Consider the following 22,057-nt stretch of genomic DNA (forward strand, 5'->3'; position numbering starts at 1 on the left):
GGCTCGCCAGCGAAAGCGGTGTGTCAGCCAAAGAGATGTTGAATGTGCTGACCCCTTCGCTGGCAAGCCAGCGCCTACAGATATGTTCGGTGTTGAATAGATCCGAGGCATGGCCTAACGTCGCCTGATCAGCCGTCTCGCAACACAAGGCCAGGTTATGCCGACTAACGGACAGGTTTCCCTCGAGCGCAGCATTCCGCCCCTCATCACGCTGCCGCGTCCGCTGTATGCCCGGGTGGAAAGCCTCAATGCCGGGTCGTGGACGCCGTCCCATCGTCACGACTGGGTGCAATTTTCCTATGCCATCAGCGGTGTACTCGGTGTGCATACCGCCGAGGGCAGTTTTTTCGCGCCACCGCAGTGGGGGATCTGGATTCCGGCGGACCTTGATCACCAGGTCGTGACCTCGATGCGCGCCGAGATGCGCAGCCTGTACGTGCGTCGTGAGGATTGCCAGTGGGCGGACGGGCGTTGCCGGGTGCTGGAAGTGACGCCGCTGGCCAGGGAGCTGATCAAGAGTTTCTGCCTGCTGCCAGTGGAGTATCCCCTGGGCGACAGCCCGCAAGCGCGGCTGGTGAGTGTGTTGCTCGATCAGTTGGCGATCTTGCCGGAAGTCGGGTTTTCCCTGCCGCTGCCCCGTCATGAGCGGTTGCTGGGGTTGTGCAACGAGTTGATCGAAAACCCCGAGTGTAACGTGACCCTGCACGAATGGGCCGAACGCTTGGGCACGTCGGAGAAAACCCTGATGCGTTTGTTCCAGCGTGAAACCGGGTTGAGTTTTCGCGGCTGGCGCCAGCGTATGCGCTTGTTGTCGTCGCTGAGTCTGCTGGAGGAGGGCGACAGCGTGACCAATGCCGCGCTGGCCTGTGGGTATGACTCGACGTCGGCGTTTATTGCGGCGTTCAAGAGCCTGTTCGGGTTTACCCCGGGAGAATTGTTCCGGCAGTGACGGCCTCTTCGCGAGCAGGCTCGTTCCCACATTTGATCTTCAGTGGCCGCAGATTTAGTGCATGCCGAGATCCCTGTGGGAGCGAGCCCGCTCGCGAATGGCCGCGAAGCGGCCACCGGGGATTTTGGATCAGGTACGGAATCGGCGCACCAACCCATCCAGCTCATTCGACAACCCGGCCAGGCTCTGGGAATCCAGGCGCGCCGAGTTCGCCAGTTCGGCCACCAATTGCGCATCGCCATGGATCTGGCTGATGTGCCGGTTGATGTCTTCGGCCACCTGATGCTGTTGTTCCGCTGCAGTGGCAATCTGGGTGTTCATGTCGCGGATCACGTCGACCGACTCGCGGATCTGCCCGAAGCTGTTGCGCGCTTCGCCGATGCGCGTCACCGATTGTTGGGACACCTCCAGGCTCGCATGCATCTGCTGGGTCACCTGGCTGGTGCGCTTGGCCAGGTTGCCCAGCAGCCCGTCGATTTCCGCCGTGGAGTCGGCCGTGCGCTTGGCCAGCGCCCGCACTTCATCGGCCACCACCGCAAAACCACGACCTTGCTCGCCGGCCCGCGCCGCTTCGATGGCGGCGTTCAGCGCCAGCAGGTTGGTCTGTTCGGCGATCGAACGAATGGTCCCCAGGATCGACTGGATATCATTGCTGTCGCGTTCCAGTTGTTGCATCGACTGGGCCGACTGTTCGATCTCCTGGCTCAGGCGATCGACGCTGCTGACCGCCGCGTCAATCTGTTGCTGCCCTTCGCGGGCCTGGCGCTGGCCGCTGTCGGCGGACTCGGCGGCCTGGCTGCAAGAGCGCGCCACTTCGTTGGCGGTGGCAACCATTTCGTGGAATGCCGTGGACACCATGTCCACCGCTTCGCGCTGGCGTCCAGCAGCTTCGGCCATGTCGCTGGAGACCTGGGTCGAGCTCCTGGAGGTGGCCAGGATCTTGGTCGCGGCGCCACCAATGCTCTGGATCAGATTGCGAATCGCGGTCAGAAACTGGTTGAACCAGTTGGCCAGTTGCGCGGTTTCGTCGCTGCCGCGGATTTGCAGGCTCTTGGTCAGGTCGCCTTCACCCTGGGCGATGCCTTCCAGGCCGTCGGCCACGCTACGAATCGGGCGCACGATGACACTGGCGAAACTGGCGCCGACGATGGCGAAGATCAGCGCCAGTACCGCAGCGATGATCGCGATCAACCAGGTCAGTTGGGTCGCGGTGCTCATCACGTCGCTCTGCTTGATCAGGCCGATGAAGGTCCAGCCCAGTTGCTCGGACGGCCAGACGTTGGCCATGTAGCGTTCGCCGTTCAGTTCGACTTCAACCACGCCTTTGCCGGCCTTGGCCAGTTGCGCATAGCCATCGCCGAGGCTGCTCAGGGCCTTGAAATTGTGCTCGGGCTGCTTTGGGTCGACCAGTACGGTGCCGGTTTTTTCCAGCAGCATCAGGTAGCCGGTTTCGCCAAGCTTGATCTGTTTGACCAGCTCGGTGAGCTGCTTGAGCGACACGTCGATGCTGACCACGCCACCGTTGCTGCCCAGCTTGTTGTCGATGGTGCGTACGGTGCTGACGTAGGACGTATCGTTTTCCGCCCAGTAATAGGCTTCGGTACGGAACGGCTTGCCCGGTTTGGCCTGGGCGGCCTTATACCAGGGGCGCTGGCGTGGGTCGTAGTTGCTCAGCTTGGCGTCATCCGGCCACGACACATAACCACCGGCGGCGGTGCCGAGGATGGCGTATGCATAGGACGGATGGGTGTTGCCCAGGTCCTGCAGGAGGCCAAAGACTTTTTTGTCCATCTCGCCCTGTGGAATGCTGGCGGCGTTGGCGTCCATGTAGGTCTTGAGGCTGTCGTCGGAGTTCTTGATCAGCGGTTGATTGGCCAGGTACTCGACGTTCTGGCTGATGCCGTCGAAGAACAGCTGCATGGCGTTGCTGACCTGACGGATCTCGCGACCACTGCTGTCGACGAATCCCTCCCTGGCTTCACTGCGCAGGTTCAGCACGACGAGGGTGGCGACCAGTACCACCGGCAAGCAGGCGATGATTGCAAACGCCCAGGTCAGTTTCTGTTTGATGTTCATCCGCGCTCCAGATTTTCTTGTAGGCCCACGCAGTGCAGATGACTCGCGGTTTATTGGCAGCCGTAAACGTTGTCGATCAACCCGGGTCCGTGAGTGCGGTATCGTTGTTGTCAGGGAAACGATTGTCGGACAAATCACTTTGTCACTAAGGACTTCGGCTGTTGCCCCCGGAAATTGAGGATTGTTTGGAAAAATCCTGCGAACGGTCGTGCGGGGTGTCGGTTTCTGTCACAAATGCCCATGCAGCCGCAGACAACAAGCGCTTCAGGCTCGACTATGATCCAGAATGGCCGGTGATGGACTGCCGGTTTCCGTGATGAAACCGGCACATTGTGTGCTTCTTCAAGGTTCATAGGTCGGCACCCCCTCCCCCGAATGGGTGGATTGCCGTATAACGAATGACTTTCGCGTGTTTGGTAATAAAGGACCCACAATAAAAGCTGATGAAGACTCCAAAACGCATTGAACCCCTGATCGAGGACGGTCTGGTCGACGAAGTGCTGCGCCCACTCATGAGTGGTAAAGAAGCAGCTGTTTATGTGGTGCGCTGCGGCAACCAGCTACGTTGCGCGAAAGTCTACAAGGAGGCGAATAAACGCAGTTTTCGGCAGGCGGCCGAGTATCAGGAAGGCCGCAAGGTGCGCAACAGCCGACAGGCCCGGGCCATGGCCAAGGGCTCCAAGTTTGGCCGCAAGGAAACCGAAGACGCTTGGCAGAACGCCGAGGTAGCGGCACTGTTCCGCCTGGCCAATGCCGGTGTACGGGTGCCCAAGCCGTTCGACTTCCTCGAAGGCGTACTGCTCATGGAGCTGGTGGCCGACGAGTACGGTGATGCAGCACCGCGTCTGAACGATGTGGTACTGGAACCGGACCAGGCGCGCGAATATCACGCGTTCCTGATTTCGCAGATCGTGCTGATGTTGTGTACCGGCCTGGTGCACGGTGACCTGTCCGAGTTCAACGTGCTGTTGACCCCGACCGGTCCGGTGATCATCGACTTGCCGCAAGCGGTTGACGCGGCGGGCAACAATCACGCGTTCAGCATGCTGGAGCGGGACGTGGGCAACATGGCGTCCTATTTCGGACGCTTTGCCCCAGAGTTGAAAAAGACCCGGTACGCCAAGGAAATGTGGGCCTTGTACGAGGCCGGCACTTTGCACCCGGCCAGCCTCCTGACCGGCGAATTCGACGAGCCGGAAGAGCTGGCCGATGTCGGCGGCATCATGCGCGAAATCGAGGCCGCGCGCCTGGATGAAGAGCGCAAGCAAGCCGCGCGTGCGGCTGACGATGCGCCGGCCAAGCCAGCCGAAGAACCGCCTCCACCGTGGATGCAGTGATCGGCTAAAGAAAAAACCCGGCTTCGGCCGGGTTTTTTGTGGGTGCCGCCATCAAATACTTCAGGCCGAAACGGGTTTGGCGCAGCACCCCGATTCAAGATTTTTCAGAATCGGACAATCCGGCCGATCATCCCCCTGACAGTGCTCGACCAGATCCTGCAAGGTATCGCGCAACTGCCCCAGCTCACGGATCTTCTGGTTCAACTCATCGATATGCTGGCGGGCCAACGCTTTCACATCGGCACTGGCGCGCTGGCGATCCTGCCAGAGGGTCAACAGCTTGCCGACTTCCTCCAGGGAAAACCCCAGGTCCCGTGAGCGTTTGATGAACGCCAGCGTGTGCAGGTCGTCATCGCCGTACACCCGATAGCCGCTGTCGGTGCGATGAGCCGCCTTGAGCAAGCCGATGGACTCATAGTAACGGATCATCTTTGCGCTCAGGCCGCTGTGGCGGGCCGCTTGGCCGATGTTCATCGCTTGTCCTCCAGATCCTCGGGTTTCCAGGTTTTCAACAGTAGCGCATTGCTCACCACGCTGACGCTCGACAACGCCATGGCCGCGCCGGCCAGTACCGGATTGAGGAAGCCGAAGGCGGCCAATGGAATGCCGATCAGGTTATAGACAAAGGCCCAGAACAGGTTCTGCCGGATCTTCGCGTAGGTTTTGCGGCAAATCTCCAGCGCCGCCGGCACCCGCCGTGGGTCGCCCTGCATCAACGTGATGCCGGCCGCATGCATGGCCACATCGGTGCCGCCACCCATGGCGATGCCGATGTCGGCCGCGGCCAGTGCAGGCGCATCGTTGATGCCGTCGCCGACCATCGCCACCACGCCGTTTTGCTTCAGCGCGGCGACAGTGGCGGCCTTGTCCGCCGGCAGGACTTCGGCGTGCACATCCTGGATACCCAGCGCCTTGGCGACCACGTTGGCGCTGCCTTGGTTGTCACCGGTCAGCAGGTGACTGCTGATGTTGCGCGCGCTCAGTTGCTGCACCGCTTGCAGCGCTCCAGGCTTGAGCGTGTCACCGAAGGCGAACAGGCCCAGCACCTTCGGCTCGGGGCTTTGCTCGATCAACCAGGACAAGGTCCGGCCTTCGGTTTCCCACGCGCTTGCCGAACTCGCCAGGTCGCCAGCGGCCAGGCCGCTTTCTTCCAGCAGGCGCCGATTGCCCAGCGCCAGGCGCCGCCCCTCAAGAGTTCCGGCAATGCCTCGACCGGTCAGGGATTGACTGTCGGTGACGTCGGCCACGGTTAGGCCGCGCTCGGCGCAGGCATCCAGCACGGCCTTGGCCAGTGGATGCTCGCTGCCCCGTTGCAGGGCGCCGGCCCATTGCAGCAGGCTGGCTTCGTCGCCATCGAGGGCGCTCAGGTGGGCTATACGTGGCGTGCCAGAGGTCAGCGTGCCGGTCTTGTCGAACACCACGGCGTTGACGTCATGGGCTCGCTCCAGCACCTGGGCATCCTTGATCAGAATGCCGTAGCGCGCTGCGACCCCGGTGCCAGCCATGATCGCCGTTGGCGTGGCCAGGCCCAGGGCGCAAGGGCAGGCGATCACCAGCACCGCCACGGCGTTGATCAATGCGGTCTCCAGTGGAGCGCCATACAGCCACCAGCCGATCAAGGTCGCCAACGCCAGCAGCAAGACCACCGGGACGAACACCTGACTGACCCTGTCCACCAGTTTCTGGATCGGCGCTTTCGCCGCCTGGGCGTCCTCCACCAGGCGAATGATCCGCGCCAGCACGGTTTCCGCGCCAAGGGCCTGGGTGCGCACCAGCAACCGGCCTTCGCCATTGATCGCGCCGCCCGTGACCTTGTCCCCGGGCTGCTTGGGCACCGGCAGGCTTTCACCGCTGATCAGGGCTTCGTCGGCATGGCTCTGGCCCTCAACCACTTCACCGTCCACCGGAAAGCGTTCGCCGGGCTTGATCATGACCAGGTCATCGAGACGCAGAGCGCTGATCGCCACTTCCTGCTCGCGACCATCGATCACCTGGATCGCCCGCTCCGGGCGTAGCGCTTCCAGGGCGCGAATGGCGCTGGCGGTCTGGCGTTTGGCGCGGCTTTCCAGGTATTTGCCCAACAGCACCAAAGCAATCACCACGGCCGAGGCTTCGAAGTACAGATGCGGCATGCCCCCGGCGGCGGTCGCCCATTCGTAGAGGCTCAAGCCATAACCGGCGCTGGTGCCCAGCGCGACCAGCAAGTCCATATTGCCGGCGCCGGCACGCACGGCTTTCCAGGCGGCCACATAAAAGCGCGCGCCGAAGATGAACTGCACCGGTGTGGCCAGGGCGAATTGCACCCAGGCCGGGAGCATCCAGTGCACCCCGAACGGTTGCAGCAACATCGGCAAGACCAGCGGCAAGGCGAGGGCAATGGCGGCGATCAAGGCCCAGCGCTCGCGTTGCAATCGGCTTTGTTGAGTGTCGATATGCGGCTGATCGTCTTGCCAGACGCTGGCGGCGTAACCGGCTTTGCTCACGGCCGCGATCAATGTTTGTGGGTCGACCTGCCCGAGCAGCTCCAGATGAGCGCGTTCGTTGGCCAGGTTGACGCTGACGCTCTTGACCCCCGGCACTTTGCTCAGCGCCCGTTCGACCCGGCCCACGCAGGAGGCGCAGGTCATGCCGTCGATGCTCAATTCCAGGCGCTGCTGCGGCACGCTGTAGCCAGCCTTTTCCACCGCATCCATCAAGGCCGGCAGGCTGTCGACCGGTGCCTGGACCCGTGCCTGCTCGGTGGCCAGGTTGACGCTGACGGCACTGGCGCCGATGACTTTGCTCAAGGCGCGCTCGACACGCCCGGCGCAGCTGGCGCAGGTCATGCCGGTAATCGGCAGATCGAAAGTAGTGGATTCGGACATCGGTCACGCTCCCTGTAGAAGATACCTACAGGATCAACCTTGCCATGCTGGCAAGGTCAAGCGCAAAGATCGATGGGTGACCCGGCTCCTACAGAAGGCGATCTTGAGTACGCCTTCGCCGGCAAGCCGGCTCCTACAGGATCGGTGGTAATCAGTAGCCAAGCCCCGCACGCTTGAGATACATCCCATCCTGCGTCATCGCAATCCGGTACTTCACGACGTCCCCGGCCCTCAACTGAATGTCTTGCGAACCCGGCGCCAGCATCCCCGGGTTACACCCAGGCGCCTGGCCCGGCAGCAGCTTGAGGCGCAGTGAGACATTGCCCGGCGGCAGGTTGAACGAAGTGCTTTGCTCCTGGAACAGCCGTGCCGCCAACTGGTCCTGGATGTACACGCCAATCTCGCAGCTGGTCGCGACTTCCAGGCGCTCACGGGAAATGATCAGCACGCCATAATCCTCCCCCGCGGCATTGACCGAGGAGGTGGCGGCGAAAAGGCCAAGCAGGCCAAACAGGCTGAAAGCTGACCAGCGCATGGCTGAATCTCCTGAAGTCAAATCGTAGATGAACGCAGCTTGGCCGAGCGCGCAGCCGATTGCCAGCCCGGCCGTTCACGGCAGAACTTGACCTTGCCATGGTGGCAAGCTCGAGACTGCAGGTCAGCCCATTCAAACGCCACATTAAAGGAGTCATCCATGCAAGTGTTCAACGTTGAAGGCATGTCCTGCGGTCACTGCGTCAAGGCGATCACCCAGGCGGTACAGGCCAGGGATCCGGCGGCGAGTGTGCGCGTCGATCTGGCAGCCCGGGAGGTCGGGGTCGAGAGCACATTGACCACCGATCAAGTGATCGAGCTCATCAGTGAAGAAGGCTACAGCGTCAAGCTGGCCTGAATTTTTAATAGTTAGCGAGCTAACTTAATGTTCAAGGCGTCCATGCCCGGCTAGACTGTCGGGCTGCCGACTTCTGCCCCATGGATGCCTGATGAATTTTCGCACAATCCTGATTCTTGGCGCCTTGAGCGCTTTTGGTCCGCTGGCGATCGATTTCTACCTGCCGGCGTTCCCGGCGATGGCGCTCGCCTTCGGCACGGACGAAAAACACGTCCAGCTGACGTTGGCCGCTTATTTCCTTGGCCTGTCCATCGGCCAGCTGGCCTACGGCCCGGTGGCGGATCGTTTCGGTCGACGCATTCCCCTGTTGATCGGCGTCGGGCTGTTTACCGCCGCTTCATTGGCATGCGCCTATGCGCCGAACCTGGAGTGGCTGATCGGCGCACGGTTCGTCCAGGCACTGGGCGGTTGCGCGGGAATGGTGATCTCGCGGGCGGTGGTCAGCGATAAATGCGATGCGGTGGGTTCGGCGAAAGTCTTTTCGCAGCTGATGCTGGTGATGGGCCTGGCGCCGATCCTTGCGCCGATGCTTGGCGGATTGCTGGTCAACACGACGGGCTGGCAGTCGATCTTCCTGGCGCTGACCGGTTTCAGCGCGATGGCAGGCTTGGCTGTGGCCCTGGGTTTGCCGGAAAGCATGCCCGCCCATTTGCCACGCCAGCCCCTGGCTGGAGCGTTGCGTCAGTACACACGCCTGCTGAAGGATCCGGTGTACCTCGGCCATGCCATGACCGGCGGTATCGCCATCGCCGGCATGTTCTCCTACATCGCCGGGTCGCCATTCATCTTCATCAAACTCTATGGCGTCCCGGCCGAACACTTTGGCTGGTTCTTCGGTGCCAACGCGGCGGGGTTCATTCTGGTGGCCCAGGTCAACGCGCGGCTGTTGGCCAAGCGTGGCCCGGCATTCCTGCTGACACGCACAGTGTGGATTTACCTCGGTGCCGGCCTGGCGTTGCTCGCCGTCAGTGCACTGCACACCGAACAGCTCTGGCCGTTGCTGATTCCGTTGTTTTTCTGCATCGCCAGCCTGGGCTGCATCCTGCCCAATGCCTCGGCCTGCGCGATGAACGGCCAGGGCGCCCGCGCCGGCAGCGCTTCGGCAATGCTCGGATGCCTGCAATTCAGTGTCGCGGCAGGCGCCGCGGCGCTGGTGGGTGTTTTGCACGACGGCAGCGCCATGCCGATGGCCATGGTCATCAGCCTGTGCGGGATTCTGGTGGTGAGCGCGGCGATGCTCACCCGGCGTCTGCAAAATGCCCGGGCACTGGTGCAGGCCCAGGTCGAGGGCTGACTCAGCCAGCAGTGCGCTGTTGGCGGTCGGGTATCTGGTGAGGGGCGTGCAATCGCGCTTCAAGGGTGTTGGTGAAGGCGCGCGCTTCGGCTTCGCTGCGGAAGGTAACGGCGTGTTGATCCAGGCGGACCTGCCACTGGGACTTTGCCAATTCTTTTATCAGGATCTTCATTACTGACCTCCTCAAGTAAAAGATTGTCTCGCAGAGGCTTCGATTGTAGTCCTGAATAGCATCGCAATTGTGACAACCGCCAACCTTCAGACTGACGGTTTGAAGATCGAAAGATCGCAGATTGCGATCTTTCGATTTCGCTCCCTTAGAACCCTTCCAGCACGATCTTGCCCTTGGACTTGCCGCTCTCCAGCAGTGCATGGGCACGCCGCAGGTTGGCCGCATTGATGCTGCCGAAGTGCTCGCCCACCGTGGTTTTCAGGGTCCCGGCATCGATCAGTTGGGCGACCCGGTTGAGTAGTTTGTGCTGTTCGATCATGTCCGGGGTCTCGAACAGTGAGCGGGTGTACATGAACTCCCAGTGCAGCGACAGGCTCTTGCGCTTGAGCTTGGTCACGTCGAGGCTTTTCGGGTCGTCGATCAGCGCCAGTTTGCCTTGCGGTGCCAACGCCTCGACCAGTTGATCGAGGTGATGGTCGGTCTGGGTCAGGCTGGCGACATGGGTCACCTGATCGATGCCGGCGCGCTTGAGTGCTTCGCTCAACGGCTGGCTGTGGTCGATCACCTGGTCGGCGCCCAGTGCAGTCACCCAGCTTTGGGTTTGCGGGCGCGAAGCGGTACCGATCACGTTCAACCCCGTAAGCTGTTTGGCCAGTTGCGTAAGGATCGAGCCGACGCCACCGGCCGCACCGACGATCAGCAGGCTCTGTCCTTCATCGGTCTTGCCTTCGCGCACTTGCAAGCGCTCGAAGAGCAACTCCCACGCGGTAATGGCCGTCAACGGCAGGGCAGCGGCTTCGGCGAATCCGAGGGTTTTCGGCATATGGCCGACGATTCGCTCATCCACCACGTGCAGCTCGCTATTCCCACCGGCGCGGGCGATGGAGCCCGCGTAGAAGACCTTGTCGCCCGCCTTGAACAAGGTCACTTCATTGCCAACCGACTTGACCACGCCGGCCACGTCCCAGCCCAGCACTTTGGCCACGCCCGCTTCAGGCTGGACGTTTTGGCGGACTTTGGTATCGACCGGGTTGACCGAGATGGCTTTGACTTCCACCAGCAAGTCACGGGGGCCAGCGACCGGCTCCGGCAGTTCGATGTCTTGCAGGGCATTTTCATCGCTGATCGGCAACGAGGCGTAATAGGCAACGGCTTTCATGGAAGACTCCCAGGTAGCTATATGAGAAATGGAGTTGATGGGGCGGATGATTGGCTATTTCTCTGGAAGATAAAACCCGCTAAAACAGCAGTCTCTTTCAATATTTTTTTGATAATAAAGGCTTCATATGCTGCGATTCGATGATTTGCAGTTGTTCGTACGGGCGGCGGACCTGGGCAGCCTGTCCGCGGCAGCACGCGGCATGGACATGTCGCCGGCAGTGGCGAGCGCAGCGTTGAAACGCATCGAACAGCAGTTGGGCGCCCGACTGCTCGCACGTTCGACTCGCAGCCTGCGCCTGACCGCCGAAGGCGAAGGTTTTCTCGAGTACGCCCGGGCGGCCTTGAGCCATCTCGACGAAGGCCGGCGGTTGTTGGCCAGCGGCCAGGATCAGGTCAGTGGAGTCTTGCAGCTGTCGGCACCGTCGGACTTCGGTCGCAATCTGTTGCTGCCCTGGCTGGACGAGTTCCAGCGCGAGCACCCGAAGCTGACCGTGCGACTATTACTGGGCGATCGCATCGCCGATCTGTTTCGCCAGCCGGTAGACATCGCCCTGCGCTACGGCGAGCCCGAAGATTCCAGCCTGGTGGCGCTGCCCATCGCTCCACACAATCGTCGTGTGTTGTGTGCCGCGCCCGAATACCTCGCCCGGCATGGCGAGCCGCGCCAACTGGAACAACTGGCCCAGCACAATTGCCTGCTGTTCATGCTGGGCGGCCGGGTCCACGATCACTGGCGTTTTCATGACGGCAAGCGCGAGGTTGGCTTGACCGTCAGTGGCGATCGCTTCACTGACGATGCCGATGTCGTTCGCCTGTGGGCGGTGGCCGGAGCAGGGATCGCGTACAAATCGTGGCTCGATGTGGCAGCCGATGTGCTCGCCGGGCGCTTGAGAGTGCTGATGCCGGAGCTGCTCTGTGAGCGCGCTCCGCTGAATCTGCTGTGCGCCCATCGCGCACAATTGAGTAAGCCGGTGAACCTTTTGCGGGAAATGCTTGCCAGCCGATGCACCCGTTTGAGCAGTCATTTTCCAGGGGTATCGGGCATCGATCATTAGTCGCAGGCAAAAAGCGAAATTTCCCTCAGGAACTATCACCATCAACGGTTGGCCTGGAGCAGGATCTGGCGCTCAACCCGCCTATACTGACGCTCACCGCGTGTACGCACCGTCGATCGCAATGGCGAACCCGGTTAAGGCAGTTTCCACGTTTGGCCGACGGCCCATGACTGGTCAAGATAGCTCTTTGCAGCAGGACGAAACGATTCAACAGGGAGTGAATACATGGAACATGCACCTTGCATCAGCCAGATAGCCACATTGCTGGCTGACCCCAAGCGCAGCGCAATGATGTGGGCCTTGATGGATGGCTCGGCACGACATACCGAAGAACTGGCATTGATGACCGGCCTGTCACCTTCTTCGGCCAGTGCGCACCTGGGGCGGTTGTCCGCCGGCGGTCTGCTGAAAGTAGAGGCCCGTGGGCGAAAGCGCTTCTTCCGTCTCATGGCTCCCGAAGTCGGTGCCGCGATCGAAGCGCTGGCCAGCGCCACGCTGGCCAGCGCACCGCAAGATATCCCGGATATTTTCAAACGCACCGCCCCCATGGCCAAACCTCGGCCAAGCGGTTCGTCGCTGTTGCGCGCGCGTCTGTGCGAGGATCATTTGGGCGGCACGCTGGCCGCCGATCTGTACCAGCGCCTGCTGGACGCAGACTGGATCGAACAGTTCGATCAGCGGGTCACGATCACGCTCAAGGGTGCGACGCAGTTGGCGGCGCGCGGTGTCTTCATTCAGGCGTTGGCCCACCGTCACGGCAAGGTCGCCTGTGCGTGCCCCGATTGGAGCGAAAGACGCCCGCACCTGGGCGGCGCCCTGGGTGCGGCGTTGTTGCAGCTGTTCATGCAGTCCGGATGGTTGAGCCTGCCGATGGATTCACGTGCCTTGCAGCTCACCGCCGCCGGACAGCGAGAATTTCACCGGTTCGCCAAACAGACCGAGCTGGAAGTGGTCCTGTAGGTGCAAGCTTGCTCGCGATGACGCAGTGTCAGTCAACATCAATGTTGAATGCCAAACCGCTATCGCGAGCAAGCTTGCTCCTACAGAAGAATCCGGTAGATCTCAGGGTTTTACCAACCGGGCATCCAGGCTGTTCTGTGCCAGGCGCTTGGCCTGGTCCTGGGTCATGCCCAGATCGGTATACAGGGCATGGAAGTTTTCGGTGACGTAACCGCCGAAGTACGCCGGGTCATCCGAGTTCACGGTCACTTTCACGCCACGCTCGAGCATCTCGAGAATATTGTGCTGCGACATGTGATCGAACACGCAGAGCTTGGTGTTGGACAGGGGGCACACGGTCAGCGGGATCTGCTCGTCGATGATGCGCTGCATCAGGCGCTCGTCTTCGATGGCGCGTACGCCATGGTCGATACGCTGGATCTTCAGCAAATCGAGGGCTTCCCAGATGTACTCGGGCGGGCCTTCTTCACCGGCGTGGGCAACGGTCAGGAAACCTTCGCCGCGGGCGCGGTCGAACACCCGCTGGAATTTGCTCGGTGGGTGCCCCATTTCGGAGCTGTCCAGGCCCACGGCGACAAACGCATCGCGGAACGGCAGCGCCTGGTCGAGGGTTTTCTGCGCCTGCTCTTCGCTCAAGTGGCGCAGGAAGCTCAGGATCAAGCCGCTGGTGATGCCCAACTGCTGCTCACCGTCTTTCAACGCGGCGGCGATACCGTTGAGCACCACTTCGAATGGAATGCCGCGGTCAGTGTGGGTCTGCGGGTCGAAGAACGGTTCGGTGTGAATCACGTTCTGCGCCTTGCAGCGCAACAGATAGGCCCAGGTCAGGTCGTAGAAATCCTGGGAGGTGCGCAGTACGTCGGCGCCCTGGTAGTACAGGTCGAGGAACTCCTGCAAGTTATTGAAGGCGTAGGCCTTGCGCAGGGTTTCGACATCGCTCCACGGCAGGGCGATCTTGTTGCGCTCGGCCAGGGCAAACAGCAGCTCGGGCTCCAGCGAGCCTTCCAGGTGCAGGTGCAGTTCTGCCTTGGGCAGGGCATTCAGCCAGTCGTACATAATTCTTTTCTCATCAGGTGCAATGGCGCCATTCTACAGATGCCCGCTGCATTAATTGGTAAAACCTGACCAGCCGGTTCATTCCAGCGCCTCCTGCTCCCGTCGATAAGCATAAGTATCGGCGAAGCGTGAGAGCAGGAATTGGGCGCACGTGGTGGCCGGGTATTTCGCCGCCTGCTGCTCGTCCTGGCACCCGGGCAGGCATTCGATGCGGGTGTCGGGGTGCGGTTCGGCAAAGAATGGCATCGAATACCGATCCACGCCCAACGGGCTGATCACCCGGTGTGGCGTCGACAGGTAACGGTCGTTGCTCCAGCGCGCCATCATGTCCCCGAGGTTGACCACGAACGTCCCTTCGATCGGCGGGGCATCGATCCATTCGCCTTGTACGTTCCTGACTTGCAGGCCACCGGCGGCATCCTGGTAGAGCAGGGTGATGCAGCCGTAATCGGTATGGGCGCCAGCGCCTTGCTGCTCGACGGAGCTGGCGGTGTGGCGCGGCGGGTAGTGAATCATCCGCAAGACGCTGACCGGCTCGACAAAGCGTGTGTCGAAAAAGTCCCGCTCGATGCCGAGCGCCAACGTCATGGCCCGCAAAAGGGTTTGCGCGAGCGCCTGCATGTCGACGTAATGCTGCTCCATCAGTGCTTCCCAGCCCGGCACCGCTGGGTGGCGGTTGGGGCCGCGCAACGGTTTCTCCGCCAGCACGTCGGGATGGTCGAGCGGCAGGTGCAGGCCCATGTCGAAGGTTTCTTTCAGGTCGCTGGGTTTGCCCGGGTCCAGTTGCTCGGTGGCGATGGCGCCGTAACCGCGATGGTGGCGGGTCTGGGTGATGTCGATCTTGAGCTTTTCGGCGGTGGGCAGGGCGAAAAATTGCTTGGCGCTGTCGAGCACGGCATCGATGCGCTCCACGCTGATTGGGTGACCCTTGATGTAGAAGAAACCCCATTCGCGGCAGGCGAGGTCGATTTGAGTGGCGATGGATTGCCAGGCGGATGAGTCATCACGGTAGAGTGGGGCGATGTCTATGATCGGAAGCTGGTTCATGTCTCTGACCTGTTGAGGACGAAATGCCCTTGTAGGATCTGGCTTGCCAGCGAAGGCGGACTCCCATTCAACAGAGATGTTGGATGTGATTGCCTCTTCGCTGGCAAGCCAGCTCCTACAGGGGGGCGGTGTATTATTTCGGCATGTCGGCCTTCATGCCTTCCACGTAATAATTCATCGACGCCAGCTCCGTATTCGTCGCGCTGACCCCCGCAGGTATTTTCTCGACCCCGGCCTGGTCCTTGATCGGCCCGGTAAACGGCTGCAGCGCGCCGCTCTTGATGTCGGCGATGATCTGCTCGGCTTCGATCTTCACCGGCGCCGGCACCAGGTCGCTGATCGGCAGTTCAACGGTGCCTTCCTTCAGGCCACCCCAGTAATCCTGGGTATTCCAGGTGTGGTCGATCACGCTCTGGGTCGCTTGCAGGTAATGCGGCGCCCAGTCGTTGACGATGGAGGTCAGCACCGCCTTGGGGCCGAAGTGCGCCATGTCCGAAGCGTAGCCCACGGCATACACGCCGCGACGTTCAGCAGCCTGGATCGGCGCCGGGCTGTCGGTGTGCTGGAACACCACATCCACACCCTGGTCGATCAGCGCGTTGGCGGCATCGGCTTCCTTGCCCGGATCGAACCAGGAGTTGACCCACACCACCTTGATCTCGGTGCCAGGGTTGTACTTGTTCAGGGCCAGTTGAATGGCGTTGATGTCGCGGATCACCTCCGGGATGGGGAACGAGGCGACGTAGCCGATCTTTTTGCTCTTGGTCATCTTCGCCGCGAGGAAACCGCCGACGTAGCGACCTTCATAGGTGCGTGCCAGGTAGGTGCCCAGGTTCTTGTCCTGCTTGTAGCCAGTGGCGTGTTCGAAGGTCACGTTGGGAAACTGCTTGGCGACCTTGAGTGTCGGGTTCATGTAACCGAACGAGGTGGTGAAGATCAGGTCGTACTTGTCCTTGGCCATGTTGCGGATCACTCGCTCGGCGTCGGCGCCTTCGGCAACGTTTTCCACATAGTTGGTGGTGATCCGGTCGCCGAGTTTTTCCGCCAGTGCCTTGCGCCCCTGTTCATGCTGATACGTCCAGCCGTGGTCACCGATCGGGCCGATATAGACGAAGCCGACTTTCAACGGGTCGGCGGCACTGGCGGTCAGGCTGATTCCCAGGCCGATGGCGGCGCACAGCAGCTTATGCAGCGGACGTATTTGCATGAATTCGAACCCCATTTTGTTGTGTGTGGGCAGGGCCAATGCAAATTGCTGACCAACAAGACAACATCGGCGTTAGACCGAAGGGAGGCCTTCGCGGGCAAGCCCGCTCCTACAAGGCTTGCGTAAATCCTGCAGGAGCGGGCTTGCCCGCGCAGAGGCTGAGAAGACCGATAAAAGTGCAGCGCCTGGCACAGCTGCCATCCACTGGTGCGCTAAGGTGAAACGAACGTTAGCGCCGCACCGCAGTCAGTCGCATATTGCTACTCCACGGCAAAAGGCCCGCCATGCTCACGATTCTCAAGCAAGAAACCTTTCTGCTGCTGGCCCTGATCGCCGCCATTGTTGCGTTCTCGCTGGAGCACTGGTTGCTGCACAGTGGCCAGGCGGTGGCGCTATCTGCAGGACTGGTGCTGATCGTGTTTATCGTCGCCGCCTCCATGCGCGTCGCCCATCAGGCCGAACTGCTCGCGGAAAAGGTCGGCGACCCCTACGGCACGATGATCCTGACCCTGGCCGCCGTGCTGGTGGAAGTGGTGATCCTGGCGATCATGATGAGCAACGAAGCCTCGGCCACGCTGGTGCGCGATACGATTTACTCAGCCGTCATGCTCGACATCAACGGCATCCTCGGCCTGGCGGCGTTGATGGGCGGGCTCAAGCATGGCGAACAGTCCTACAACGATGATTCGGCGCGCAGCTACAGCGTGATGATCCTGACTGCCATGGGCGTGTCGATGGTGGTGCCCGAGTTCATTCCCGAAGCCGACTGGAAGCTCTATTCGGCGTTCACCATTGGCGCGATGGTGGTGCTCTACACCCTGTTCTTGCGGATGCAGGTCGGGCCGCACAGTTACTTTTTCAGCTACAGCTACCCGGATAAACGTCGCAAGAAGGAACCGCAGGAAAAGGAGCCCGCACCGATCCGCCTGACGTTATCGATCGGCATCCTGGTGTTCGGAGTGGTGGTGATCGGCGCCTTGGCCGAAGTGATGTCCAAGACCCTCGACCTGGGGCTGGAAGGGACGGGCGCACCGCCAGTGATCACGGCGATCCTGGTGGCGGCCATCTCGGCCGCGCCGGAGATTCTGACGGCCTTGCGCGCGGCCCTGGCCAACCGCATGCAGTCGGTGGTCAACATCGCCCTGGGGGCCTCACTGTCGACGGTGATCCTGACGGTGCCCGTGATGGAGGCAATGGCGCTCTACACCGGCCAGCCGTTCCAGATGGCCATGACCCCGGTGCAGACCGTGATGATTTTCATCACCCTGATCGTCAGCGCGATCAACCTCAACGATGGTGAAACCAACGCCATCGAAGGGATGACCCACTTCGTGCTGTTTGCGACGTTTATCATGTTGTCGCTGCTGGGCCTCTAACAACACCACAAAACCATTGTGGGAGCGAGCCTGCTCGCGATGAGGTCGTATCAGTCAACATAGATGTTGAATGTTGGTCCGCCATCGCGAGCAGGCTCGCTCCCACAGTTTTTATCGGTGTTGAATCAGGTGCCCGCGATCAACTGCCGCGCCGCCTGGCTGTGATCGGCAATCAGTCCCTTCAGGTCCAGCCCTTCGACCTGCCCGTCGATCACTCGCCATTTGCCGCCGATCATCACTCGGTCCGCGCGGTCTGCGCCGCACAGCAACAAGGCGGAAACCGGATCATGGCTGCCGGAGAAACGCAGTTCATCAAGCTTGAACAACGCCAGGTCCGCCTGCTTGCCCACCGCGATTTCACCAATGTCGCTGCGACCAAGCAATTGTGCAGAGCCCTTGGTGGCCCAGCCCAATACGCGTTCCGGGGTGATCTTCTCGGCACCGTAGCGCAGGCGCTGGATGTACAACGCCTGGCGTGCTTCGAGGATCATGTTCGAGGCGTCGTTGGAAGCTGAACCGTCCACGCCCAGGCCCAGCGGAGCACCGGCTTCGGTCAACTCGATGCTCGGGCAGATGCCGGACGCCAGCCGCATGTTCGAGCTCGGGCAATGGCAGATGCCGGTGCCGGCCGCGCCGAGGCGGGCAATCTCGTCCGGGTTGAAGTGGATGCCATGGGCCAGCCAGGTACGCGGGCCGAGCCAGCCGACACTGTCCAGGTAATCCACGGTGCGCAGGCCGAAACGCTGCAGGCAGAAATCTTCTTCGTCGAGAGTTTCGGCCAGGTGCGTGTGCAGGCGCACGTCGAGTTTGTTTGCCAGTTCGGCGCTGGCGGACATGATTTGCGGGGTCACGGAGAAGGGCGAGCAGGGCGCCAGGGCAATCTGGATTTGCGCGCCGTCACCGCGTTCGTGGTACTCGGCGATCAAGCGCTGGCTATCAGCCAGGATCACTTCACCTTCCTGTACGGTTTGCTGCGGCGGCAGGCCTCCGTCCTTTTCACCCAGGCTCATGGAGCCACGCGTGAGCATGGCGCGCATGCCCAGTTCGCGAACGCTCTCGACCTGTACGTCGATCGCATTTTCCAGGCCTTCGGGGAACAGGTAATGGTGGTCGGCGGCTGTGGTGCAACCGGACAACAGTAGTTCTGCCAACGCGACTTTGCTCGCCAGGGCGAGTTTTTCCGGCGTCAGGCGTGCCCAGACCGGATACAGCGTTTTCAGCCACGGAAACAACGGTTGGTTGACCACGGGCGCCCAGGCGCGGGTCAGGGTTTGATAGAAGTGATGATGGGTGTTGATCAGTCCCGGCAGGATTACATGCTCGCGTGCGTCGAACACTTCATTGCATGGCGTCGCCGGCTGTTGGCCGAGGCCAAGCACTTCGACGATCACGCCGTCTTGCAGCACCAGGCCGCCACGGGCATCGAGACCGTTGGCCGTGAAAATGGCGAGGGGATTTTTTAACCAGGTACGGGTCGCAGGCATGTTGGCCGGCTCCTCTGAAAGTTGGGTTCAGGGTTGCCAGCTCAGTGTTGCCCTGTCTGCTGATCCAGGGGCGCCGGGGAGGCGCGGTGCGAAGTGTCGAGCAAAATGCCGTTATCGGCAAGCCCGGCCCGACCAGACAACGCAAATCCCCCCTGTAGAGCCGGCAAGCCAGCTCTACAGGGGAAGGTGGTTTTACCAGGGAATGGTTTCCCCCCGGTAATTGATGAAGTAATGCCCGCCCTTGCCCACATACGCATTCACCTGATCCACCAGCCCCCGCGTGCTGGTGTCCACATCGATGTCCGCGCCTTCACCGCCCATGTCGGTTTTCACCCAGCCCGGATGCAGCGACAGCACGGTCAGTTTCTGTTCGCCCAATTGAGTGACGAAGCTGTTGGTCATTGAATTGAGTGCCGCCTTGCTGGCCTTGTACAGCGCCAATTCCGGCGCGTCGGGCATGGTCACGCTGCCCAGTACCGAGCTCATGAAGGCCAGCACGCCGCTGTCCGGGCGGATTTGTCCGGCGAAGCGTTGGGCCAGGTTGATCGGCGCCACCGCGTTGGTGAAGAACAGTTGGCCGACTTCGGCCAGGGTCGCGCCACCGTTTGGCGTCTGCACCTCGGGACCTTTGACGCCGGCGTTGACGAACAGCAGGTCGAAGACTTCGTCCTTGAGTTGCTGGCTCAGCTGGATCACCGCTTGCTGATCGTCCATGTCGAGTTTCTCGATCCGCACATTGCCCAACGCCTTGAGGGCCTCGGCGTTTTGCGGATTGCGCACGGTGGCGGTGACTTGCCAGCCGTCGGCAAGCAGGGTTTTCACCAGGCCGAGGCCAAGGCCCCGGGAGGCGCCGATGATCAGTGCAGTTCTGGACATGTGTGGCTTCCTTGAAAGTTCAGGGGCGTGGATTCAATGGACAAGCTTGTCCGAGCCGTTGGTGCAACTCATCACACAAGAGTTTAAGGCTGCAGGGTTCCCATGCACCATGGAATCTCCCAAAAAATCCTGCTGTGTGAAATCGATTGATACCGCGCCAGGAATCCCTGTGGGAGCGAGCCTGCACGCGATGAGGCCCACCCAAACAACCACTAATGCCCAGCCCGCCACGGCTGCCCCAATGAAACCGGCGCATACAATCGCGTGCGTATCCTGTCCCGGGACAGCAGCACCAGCACCACGATGGTCGCGACATACGGCAGCATCGCCAGCAAACTCGATGGAATCGCCAGCCCCAGCCCCTGGGCCACCAGGTGCAGGATGCTGGCGAGCCCGAACAGATACGCACCGAGCAGCAAACGCCATACCCGCCAACTGGCGAACACCACCAGGGCCAGGGCGATCCAGCCGCGGCCGGCGCTCATGTTTTCCGCCCACATGGGTGTGTAGGCCAGCGACAGGTACGCGCCGGCCAACCCGGCCATCGCGCCGCCGAACAACACCGCCAATGCCCGCACCGCCAATACCGGCAAGCCCATGGCACTGGCAGCATCCGGGTTCTCGCCGACCGCCTGGATGATCAGCCCTACGCGGCTTTTCAGCGTTACCCAGGTCACCAGCGCAAACAGCGTGAATGACAGGTACACCAGCAAGTCCTGGGCAAAGAGCATCCGCCCGATCAGCGGAATCTGGCTCAAGTAAGGGATCGCCAGCGGCTCGAAGCCTGCCAACGGTTTGCCGACCCACGCCGCGCCGACGAAGCTCGACAGCCCCACGCCGAAAATCGTCAGGGCCAGCCCGGTGGCCACCTGGTTGGCGTTGAAGACCAGCGCCACCAGGGCAAACAATGAGGACAACAGCATCCCGGCGAGCATCGCCAGCAAGACGCCAAGCCACAGGTTGCCGGTACTGAACGCGATGATGAAACCAATCACCGCGCCAAACAGCATCATGCCTTCCTGGCCCAGATTGAGTACGCCACTCTTCTCGCACACCAGTTCGCCCAGCGCCACCAGCAGCAACGGCGTACCGCAGCGAACCATGGCGTAGAAAATGTTGCTCAGCAGATCGATATCCATCACAGCGCTCCAGCCTGTACGGCGGTGGCGGGCGCACGGCGTGCCCAGTTCAGATTCAAGCGGGGTCGGTAAAGAATCAGCACATCACTGGCCAGCAGGAAAAACAGCATCATTCCCTGAAACAATTGGGTGATCGCTTGCGGCAGGTTCAAGCTCATCTGCGCGTTCTCTCCACCGATGTACAGCAGTGCCATCAACAGGCTGGAGAACAGAATGCCGAGGGGGTTCAGCCGACCGAGAAACGCCACGGTGATCGCCGCGTAGCCGTAGCCCGGTGAAACTTGAGGTACCAATTGCCCGATTGGCCCGGTCACTTCACACGCACCCGCCAGGCCCGCGAGGCCACCGCTGATCAACAGCGCCAGCCAGATCAGGCGCTTTTCGCGAAAGCCGACAAAACCGGCCGCGCGCTTGTCCAGTCCCAGCACTTTGATCTGGAATCCGACAAAGCTTTTTTGCAGCAGCACCCACACCGCTACCAGCGCGAGCAGGGCGAAATACACGCCGGCGTGAACCCGACCGTCCTCCATCAACAGCGGTAAGCGGCTGGCGTCACCGAACATTGCCGATTGCGGAAAATTGAACCCTTGCGGATCTTTCAGTGGGCCGTGAACGCAGAAAAGCAGCAGGTTCAGGGCGATGTAATTGAGCATGATGCTGGTGAGGATTTCATTGGCGTTGAAGTGCGTGCGCAACCATGCCGTCAACCCTGCCCACGCGGCACCGGCCAGGGTCCCGGTCAGCAGGATCAAGGCCAGCGCCCAGCGGCTTTGCAGCTCGATGATGTTCACCGCTAACGCACTGCCGGCCAAGGCGCCGAGCAGCAGCTGGCCTTCGGCGCCGATGTTCCAGATTCGCGCCTGGTAGGCAACGGCCAGGCCCAGTGCGCAGAGCAGAATCGGCAGTGTTTTTACCAGCCATTCGGAGAGACCATAAAGGTCGCTGATGGGCGCGATCAACAGCGTATGCAACGTCAGCAACGGATCGTGGCCCAATGCGATAAACAGCAACGAGCCACAGCCCAGGGTCAGGATCGCCGCCAACAGCGGCGAGCACCACAGCATCAGGCTCGATTGCTCGCCACGGGGTTCAAGAGAAAGCAGCATGTGAGA

General features: G+C 61.4%; 20 protein-coding genes and 1 pseudogene. 7 read left to right on the forward strand and 14 right to left on the reverse strand.

The window, feature by feature from the left end; all coding sequences use genetic code 11:
- Window positions 1–157 precede the first annotated feature (157 nt).
- On the forward strand, window positions 158–949 hold the full coding sequence (locus tag NQL71_RS12355; protein WP_046819665.1) for an AraC family transcriptional regulator: 792 nt from the start codon (window positions 158–160) through the stop codon (window positions 947–949).
- A 129-nt stretch (window positions 950–1,078) separates the two neighbouring features.
- Here NQL71_RS12355 and NQL71_RS36790 read toward each other — a convergent pair whose 3' ends face one another.
- Window positions 1,079–1,846 (reverse strand): methyl-accepting chemotaxis protein, encoded by a 768-nt coding sequence (locus tag NQL71_RS36790; RefSeq protein WP_404821821.1) that lies wholly within the window; start codon window positions 1,844–1,846, stop codon window positions 1,079–1,081.
- A gap of 90 nt (window positions 1,847–1,936) precedes the next feature.
- Window positions 1,937–3,025 (reverse strand): annotated as a pseudogene (locus NQL71_RS36795) (cache domain-containing protein); the annotation flags it as partial.
- 443 nt (window positions 3,026–3,468) lie between these two features.
- On the opposite strand from NQL71_RS36795, the gene NQL71_RS12365 reads away from it, so the two are divergent.
- The gene (locus NQL71_RS12365; protein ID WP_274642708.1) at window positions 3,469–4,362 is read left to right on the forward strand and encodes a PA4780 family RIO1-like protein kinase; all 894 of its coding nucleotides are present in this window, start codon (window positions 3,469–3,471) and stop codon (window positions 4,360–4,362) included.
- Window positions 4,363–4,422: 60 nt separating this feature from the next.
- Here NQL71_RS12365 and cueR read toward each other — a convergent pair whose 3' ends face one another.
- The 3 genes from cueR to NQL71_RS12380 form a co-directional block, all read right to left on the reverse strand.
- Window positions 4,423–4,836 (reverse strand): Cu(I)-responsive transcriptional regulator, encoded by a 414-nt coding sequence (gene cueR / locus NQL71_RS12370; RefSeq protein ID WP_077185317.1) that lies wholly within the window; start codon window positions 4,834–4,836, stop codon window positions 4,423–4,425.
- Window positions 4,833–7,226: a heavy metal translocating P-type ATPase gene (locus tag NQL71_RS12375; RefSeq protein WP_077185316.1), complete on the reverse strand. Its 2,394-nt coding sequence runs from the start codon at window positions 7,224–7,226 to the stop codon at window positions 4,833–4,835. Before NQL71_RS12375 ends, cueR begins: the two co-directional genes overlap by 4 nt.
- A 151-nt stretch (window positions 7,227–7,377) precedes the next feature.
- Window positions 7,378–7,761 (reverse strand): hypothetical protein, encoded by a 384-nt coding sequence (locus tag NQL71_RS12380; protein WP_046819660.1) that lies wholly within the window; start codon window positions 7,759–7,761, stop codon window positions 7,378–7,380.
- A gap of 159 nt (window positions 7,762–7,920) precedes the next feature.
- On the opposite strand from NQL71_RS12380, the gene NQL71_RS12385 reads away from it, so the two are divergent.
- Both NQL71_RS12385 and NQL71_RS12390 read left to right on the forward strand, forming a co-directional pair.
- On the forward strand, window positions 7,921–8,118 hold the full coding sequence (locus NQL71_RS12385; RefSeq protein WP_046819659.1) for a cation transporter: 198 nt from the start codon (window positions 7,921–7,923) through the stop codon (window positions 8,116–8,118).
- 91 nt (window positions 8,119–8,209) lie between these two features.
- Window positions 8,210–9,412 (forward strand): multidrug effflux MFS transporter, encoded by a 1,203-nt coding sequence (locus tag NQL71_RS12390; RefSeq protein WP_046819658.1) that lies wholly within the window; start codon window positions 8,210–8,212, stop codon window positions 9,410–9,412.
- Window position 9,413: 1 nt separating this feature from the next.
- On the opposite strand, the gene NQL71_RS12395 is transcribed toward NQL71_RS12390, so the two are convergent.
- Both NQL71_RS12395 and NQL71_RS12400 read right to left on the reverse strand, forming a co-directional pair.
- Window positions 9,414–9,584: a hypothetical protein gene (locus NQL71_RS12395; RefSeq protein WP_162837847.1), complete on the reverse strand. Its 171-nt coding sequence runs from the start codon at window positions 9,582–9,584 to the stop codon at window positions 9,414–9,416.
- Window positions 9,585–9,729: 145 nt separating this feature from the next.
- Window positions 9,730–10,743: a zinc-binding alcohol dehydrogenase family protein gene (locus tag NQL71_RS12400; RefSeq protein ID WP_274642709.1), complete on the reverse strand. Its 1,014-nt coding sequence runs from the start codon at window positions 10,741–10,743 to the stop codon at window positions 9,730–9,732.
- A 127-nt stretch (window positions 10,744–10,870) separates the two neighbouring features.
- Here NQL71_RS12400 and vimR point away from each other — a divergent pair, with 127 nt between their 5' ends.
- Window positions 10,871–11,800, forward strand: coding sequence for a transcription regulator VimR (gene vimR, locus NQL71_RS12405; protein ID WP_046819656.1), 930 nt, complete (start codon window positions 10,871–10,873; stop codon window positions 11,798–11,800).
- Window positions 11,801–12,025: 225 nt separating this feature from the next.
- Window positions 12,026–12,760: an ArsR/SmtB family transcription factor gene (locus NQL71_RS12410; protein WP_274642710.1), complete on the forward strand. Its 735-nt coding sequence runs from the start codon at window positions 12,026–12,028 to the stop codon at window positions 12,758–12,760.
- Between the two features lie 102 nt (window positions 12,761–12,862).
- Here NQL71_RS12410 and NQL71_RS12415 read toward each other — a convergent pair whose 3' ends face one another.
- The 3 genes from NQL71_RS12415 to NQL71_RS12425 form a co-directional block, all read right to left on the reverse strand.
- Entirely contained in the window at window positions 12,863–13,816 is a 954-nt protein-coding gene (locus NQL71_RS12415) for an adenosine deaminase (protein WP_046819654.1), read from the reverse strand.
- Window positions 13,817–13,894: 78 nt separating this feature from the next.
- Window positions 13,895–14,863 (reverse strand): 2-oxoglutarate and iron-dependent oxygenase domain-containing protein, encoded by a 969-nt coding sequence (locus NQL71_RS12420; protein WP_274642711.1) that lies wholly within the window; start codon window positions 14,861–14,863, stop codon window positions 13,895–13,897.
- Window positions 14,864–14,996: 133 nt separating this feature from the next.
- Window positions 14,997–16,070: a BMP family ABC transporter substrate-binding protein gene (locus NQL71_RS12425; protein ID WP_077185467.1), complete on the reverse strand. Its 1,074-nt coding sequence runs from the start codon at window positions 16,068–16,070 to the stop codon at window positions 14,997–14,999.
- A 284-nt stretch (window positions 16,071–16,354) separates the two neighbouring features.
- Here NQL71_RS12425 and NQL71_RS12430 point away from each other — a divergent pair, with 284 nt between their 5' ends.
- Window positions 16,355–17,446, forward strand: coding sequence for a calcium:cation antiporter (locus NQL71_RS12430; RefSeq protein ID WP_166619436.1), 1,092 nt, complete (start codon window positions 16,355–16,357; stop codon window positions 17,444–17,446).
- Window positions 17,447–17,571: 125 nt separating this feature from the next.
- Here NQL71_RS12430 and NQL71_RS12435 read toward each other — a convergent pair whose 3' ends face one another.
- From NQL71_RS12435 to NQL71_RS12450, 4 genes are all read right to left on the reverse strand, one after another.
- Window positions 17,572–18,930, reverse strand: coding sequence for an 8-oxoguanine deaminase (locus NQL71_RS12435; protein ID WP_046816449.1), 1,359 nt, complete (start codon window positions 18,928–18,930; stop codon window positions 17,572–17,574).
- Between the two features lie 192 nt (window positions 18,931–19,122).
- Window positions 19,123–19,806, reverse strand: a complete 684-nt coding sequence (locus NQL71_RS12440; RefSeq protein WP_046816448.1) for an SDR family oxidoreductase — start codon at window positions 19,804–19,806, stop codon at window positions 19,123–19,125.
- 212 nt (window positions 19,807–20,018) lie between these two features.
- Entirely contained in the window at window positions 20,019–20,945 is a 927-nt protein-coding gene (locus tag NQL71_RS12445; protein ID WP_046816447.1) for an ABC transporter permease, read from the reverse strand.
- Entirely contained in the window at window positions 20,945–22,051 is a 1,107-nt protein-coding gene (locus NQL71_RS12450; protein WP_046816446.1) for an ABC transporter permease, read from the reverse strand. The genes NQL71_RS12445 and NQL71_RS12450 overlap by 1 nt, the downstream gene beginning before the upstream one ends.
- Between the last annotated feature and the right edge of the window lie 6 nt (window positions 22,052–22,057).

The organism is Pseudomonas serbica, assembly GCF_028823535.1.
GTDB lineage: Bacteria > Pseudomonadota > Gammaproteobacteria > Pseudomonadales > Pseudomonadaceae > Aquipseudomonas > Aquipseudomonas serbica.

Bases quoted from the DNA above. Each gene is read 5' to 3' on its own strand.
- NQL71_RS12355 (WP_046819665.1), top strand. From the start codon at position 158: ATGCCGACTAACGGACAGGTTTCCCTCGAGCGCAGCATTCCGCCCCTC.
- NQL71_RS36790 (WP_404821821.1), bottom strand. From the start codon at position 1,846: ATGGCCGAAGCTGCTGGACGCCAGCGCGAAGCGGTGGACATGGTGTCC.
- NQL71_RS12365 (WP_274642708.1), top strand. From the start codon at position 3,469: ATGAAGACTCCAAAACGCATTGAACCCCTGATCGAGGACGGTCTGGTC.
- cueR (WP_077185317.1), bottom strand. From the start codon at position 4,836: ATGAACATCGGCCAAGCGGCCCGCCACAGCGGCCTGAGCGCAAAGATG.
- NQL71_RS12375 (WP_077185316.1), bottom strand. From the start codon at position 7,226: ATGTCCGAATCCACTACTTTCGATCTGCCGATTACCGGCATGACCTGC.
- NQL71_RS12380 (WP_046819660.1), bottom strand. From the start codon at position 7,761: ATGCGCTGGTCAGCTTTCAGCCTGTTTGGCCTGCTTGGCCTTTTCGCC.
- NQL71_RS12385 (WP_046819659.1), top strand. From the start codon at position 7,921: ATGCAAGTGTTCAACGTTGAAGGCATGTCCTGCGGTCACTGCGTCAAG.
- NQL71_RS12390 (WP_046819658.1), top strand. From the start codon at position 8,210: ATGAATTTTCGCACAATCCTGATTCTTGGCGCCTTGAGCGCTTTTGGT.
- NQL71_RS12395 (WP_162837847.1), bottom strand. From the start codon at position 9,584: ATGAAGATCCTGATAAAAGAATTGGCAAAGTCCCAGTGGCAGGTCCGC.
- NQL71_RS12400 (WP_274642709.1), bottom strand. From the start codon at position 10,743: ATGAAAGCCGTTGCCTATTACGCCTCGTTGCCGATCAGCGATGAAAAT.
- vimR (WP_046819656.1), top strand. From the start codon at position 10,871: ATGCTGCGATTCGATGATTTGCAGTTGTTCGTACGGGCGGCGGACCTG.
- NQL71_RS12410 (WP_274642710.1), top strand. From the start codon at position 12,026: ATGGAACATGCACCTTGCATCAGCCAGATAGCCACATTGCTGGCTGAC.
- NQL71_RS12415 (WP_046819654.1), bottom strand. From the start codon at position 13,816: ATGTACGACTGGCTGAATGCCCTGCCCAAGGCAGAACTGCACCTGCAC.
- NQL71_RS12420 (WP_274642711.1), bottom strand. From the start codon at position 14,863: ATGAACCAGCTTCCGATCATAGACATCGCCCCACTCTACCGTGATGAC.
- NQL71_RS12425 (WP_077185467.1), bottom strand. From the start codon at position 16,070: ATGCAAATACGTCCGCTGCATAAGCTGCTGTGCGCCGCCATCGGCCTG.
- NQL71_RS12430 (WP_166619436.1), top strand. From the start codon at position 16,355: ATGCTCACGATTCTCAAGCAAGAAACCTTTCTGCTGCTGGCCCTGATC.
- NQL71_RS12435 (WP_046816449.1), bottom strand. From the start codon at position 18,930: ATGCCTGCGACCCGTACCTGGTTAAAAAATCCCCTCGCCATTTTCACG.
- NQL71_RS12440 (WP_046816448.1), bottom strand. From the start codon at position 19,806: ATGTCCAGAACTGCACTGATCATCGGCGCCTCCCGGGGCCTTGGCCTC.
- NQL71_RS12445 (WP_046816447.1), bottom strand. From the start codon at position 20,945: ATGGATATCGATCTGCTGAGCAACATTTTCTACGCCATGGTTCGCTGC.
- NQL71_RS12450 (WP_046816446.1), bottom strand. From the start codon at position 22,051: ATGCTGCTTTCTCTTGAACCCCGTGGCGAGCAATCGAGCCTGATGCTG.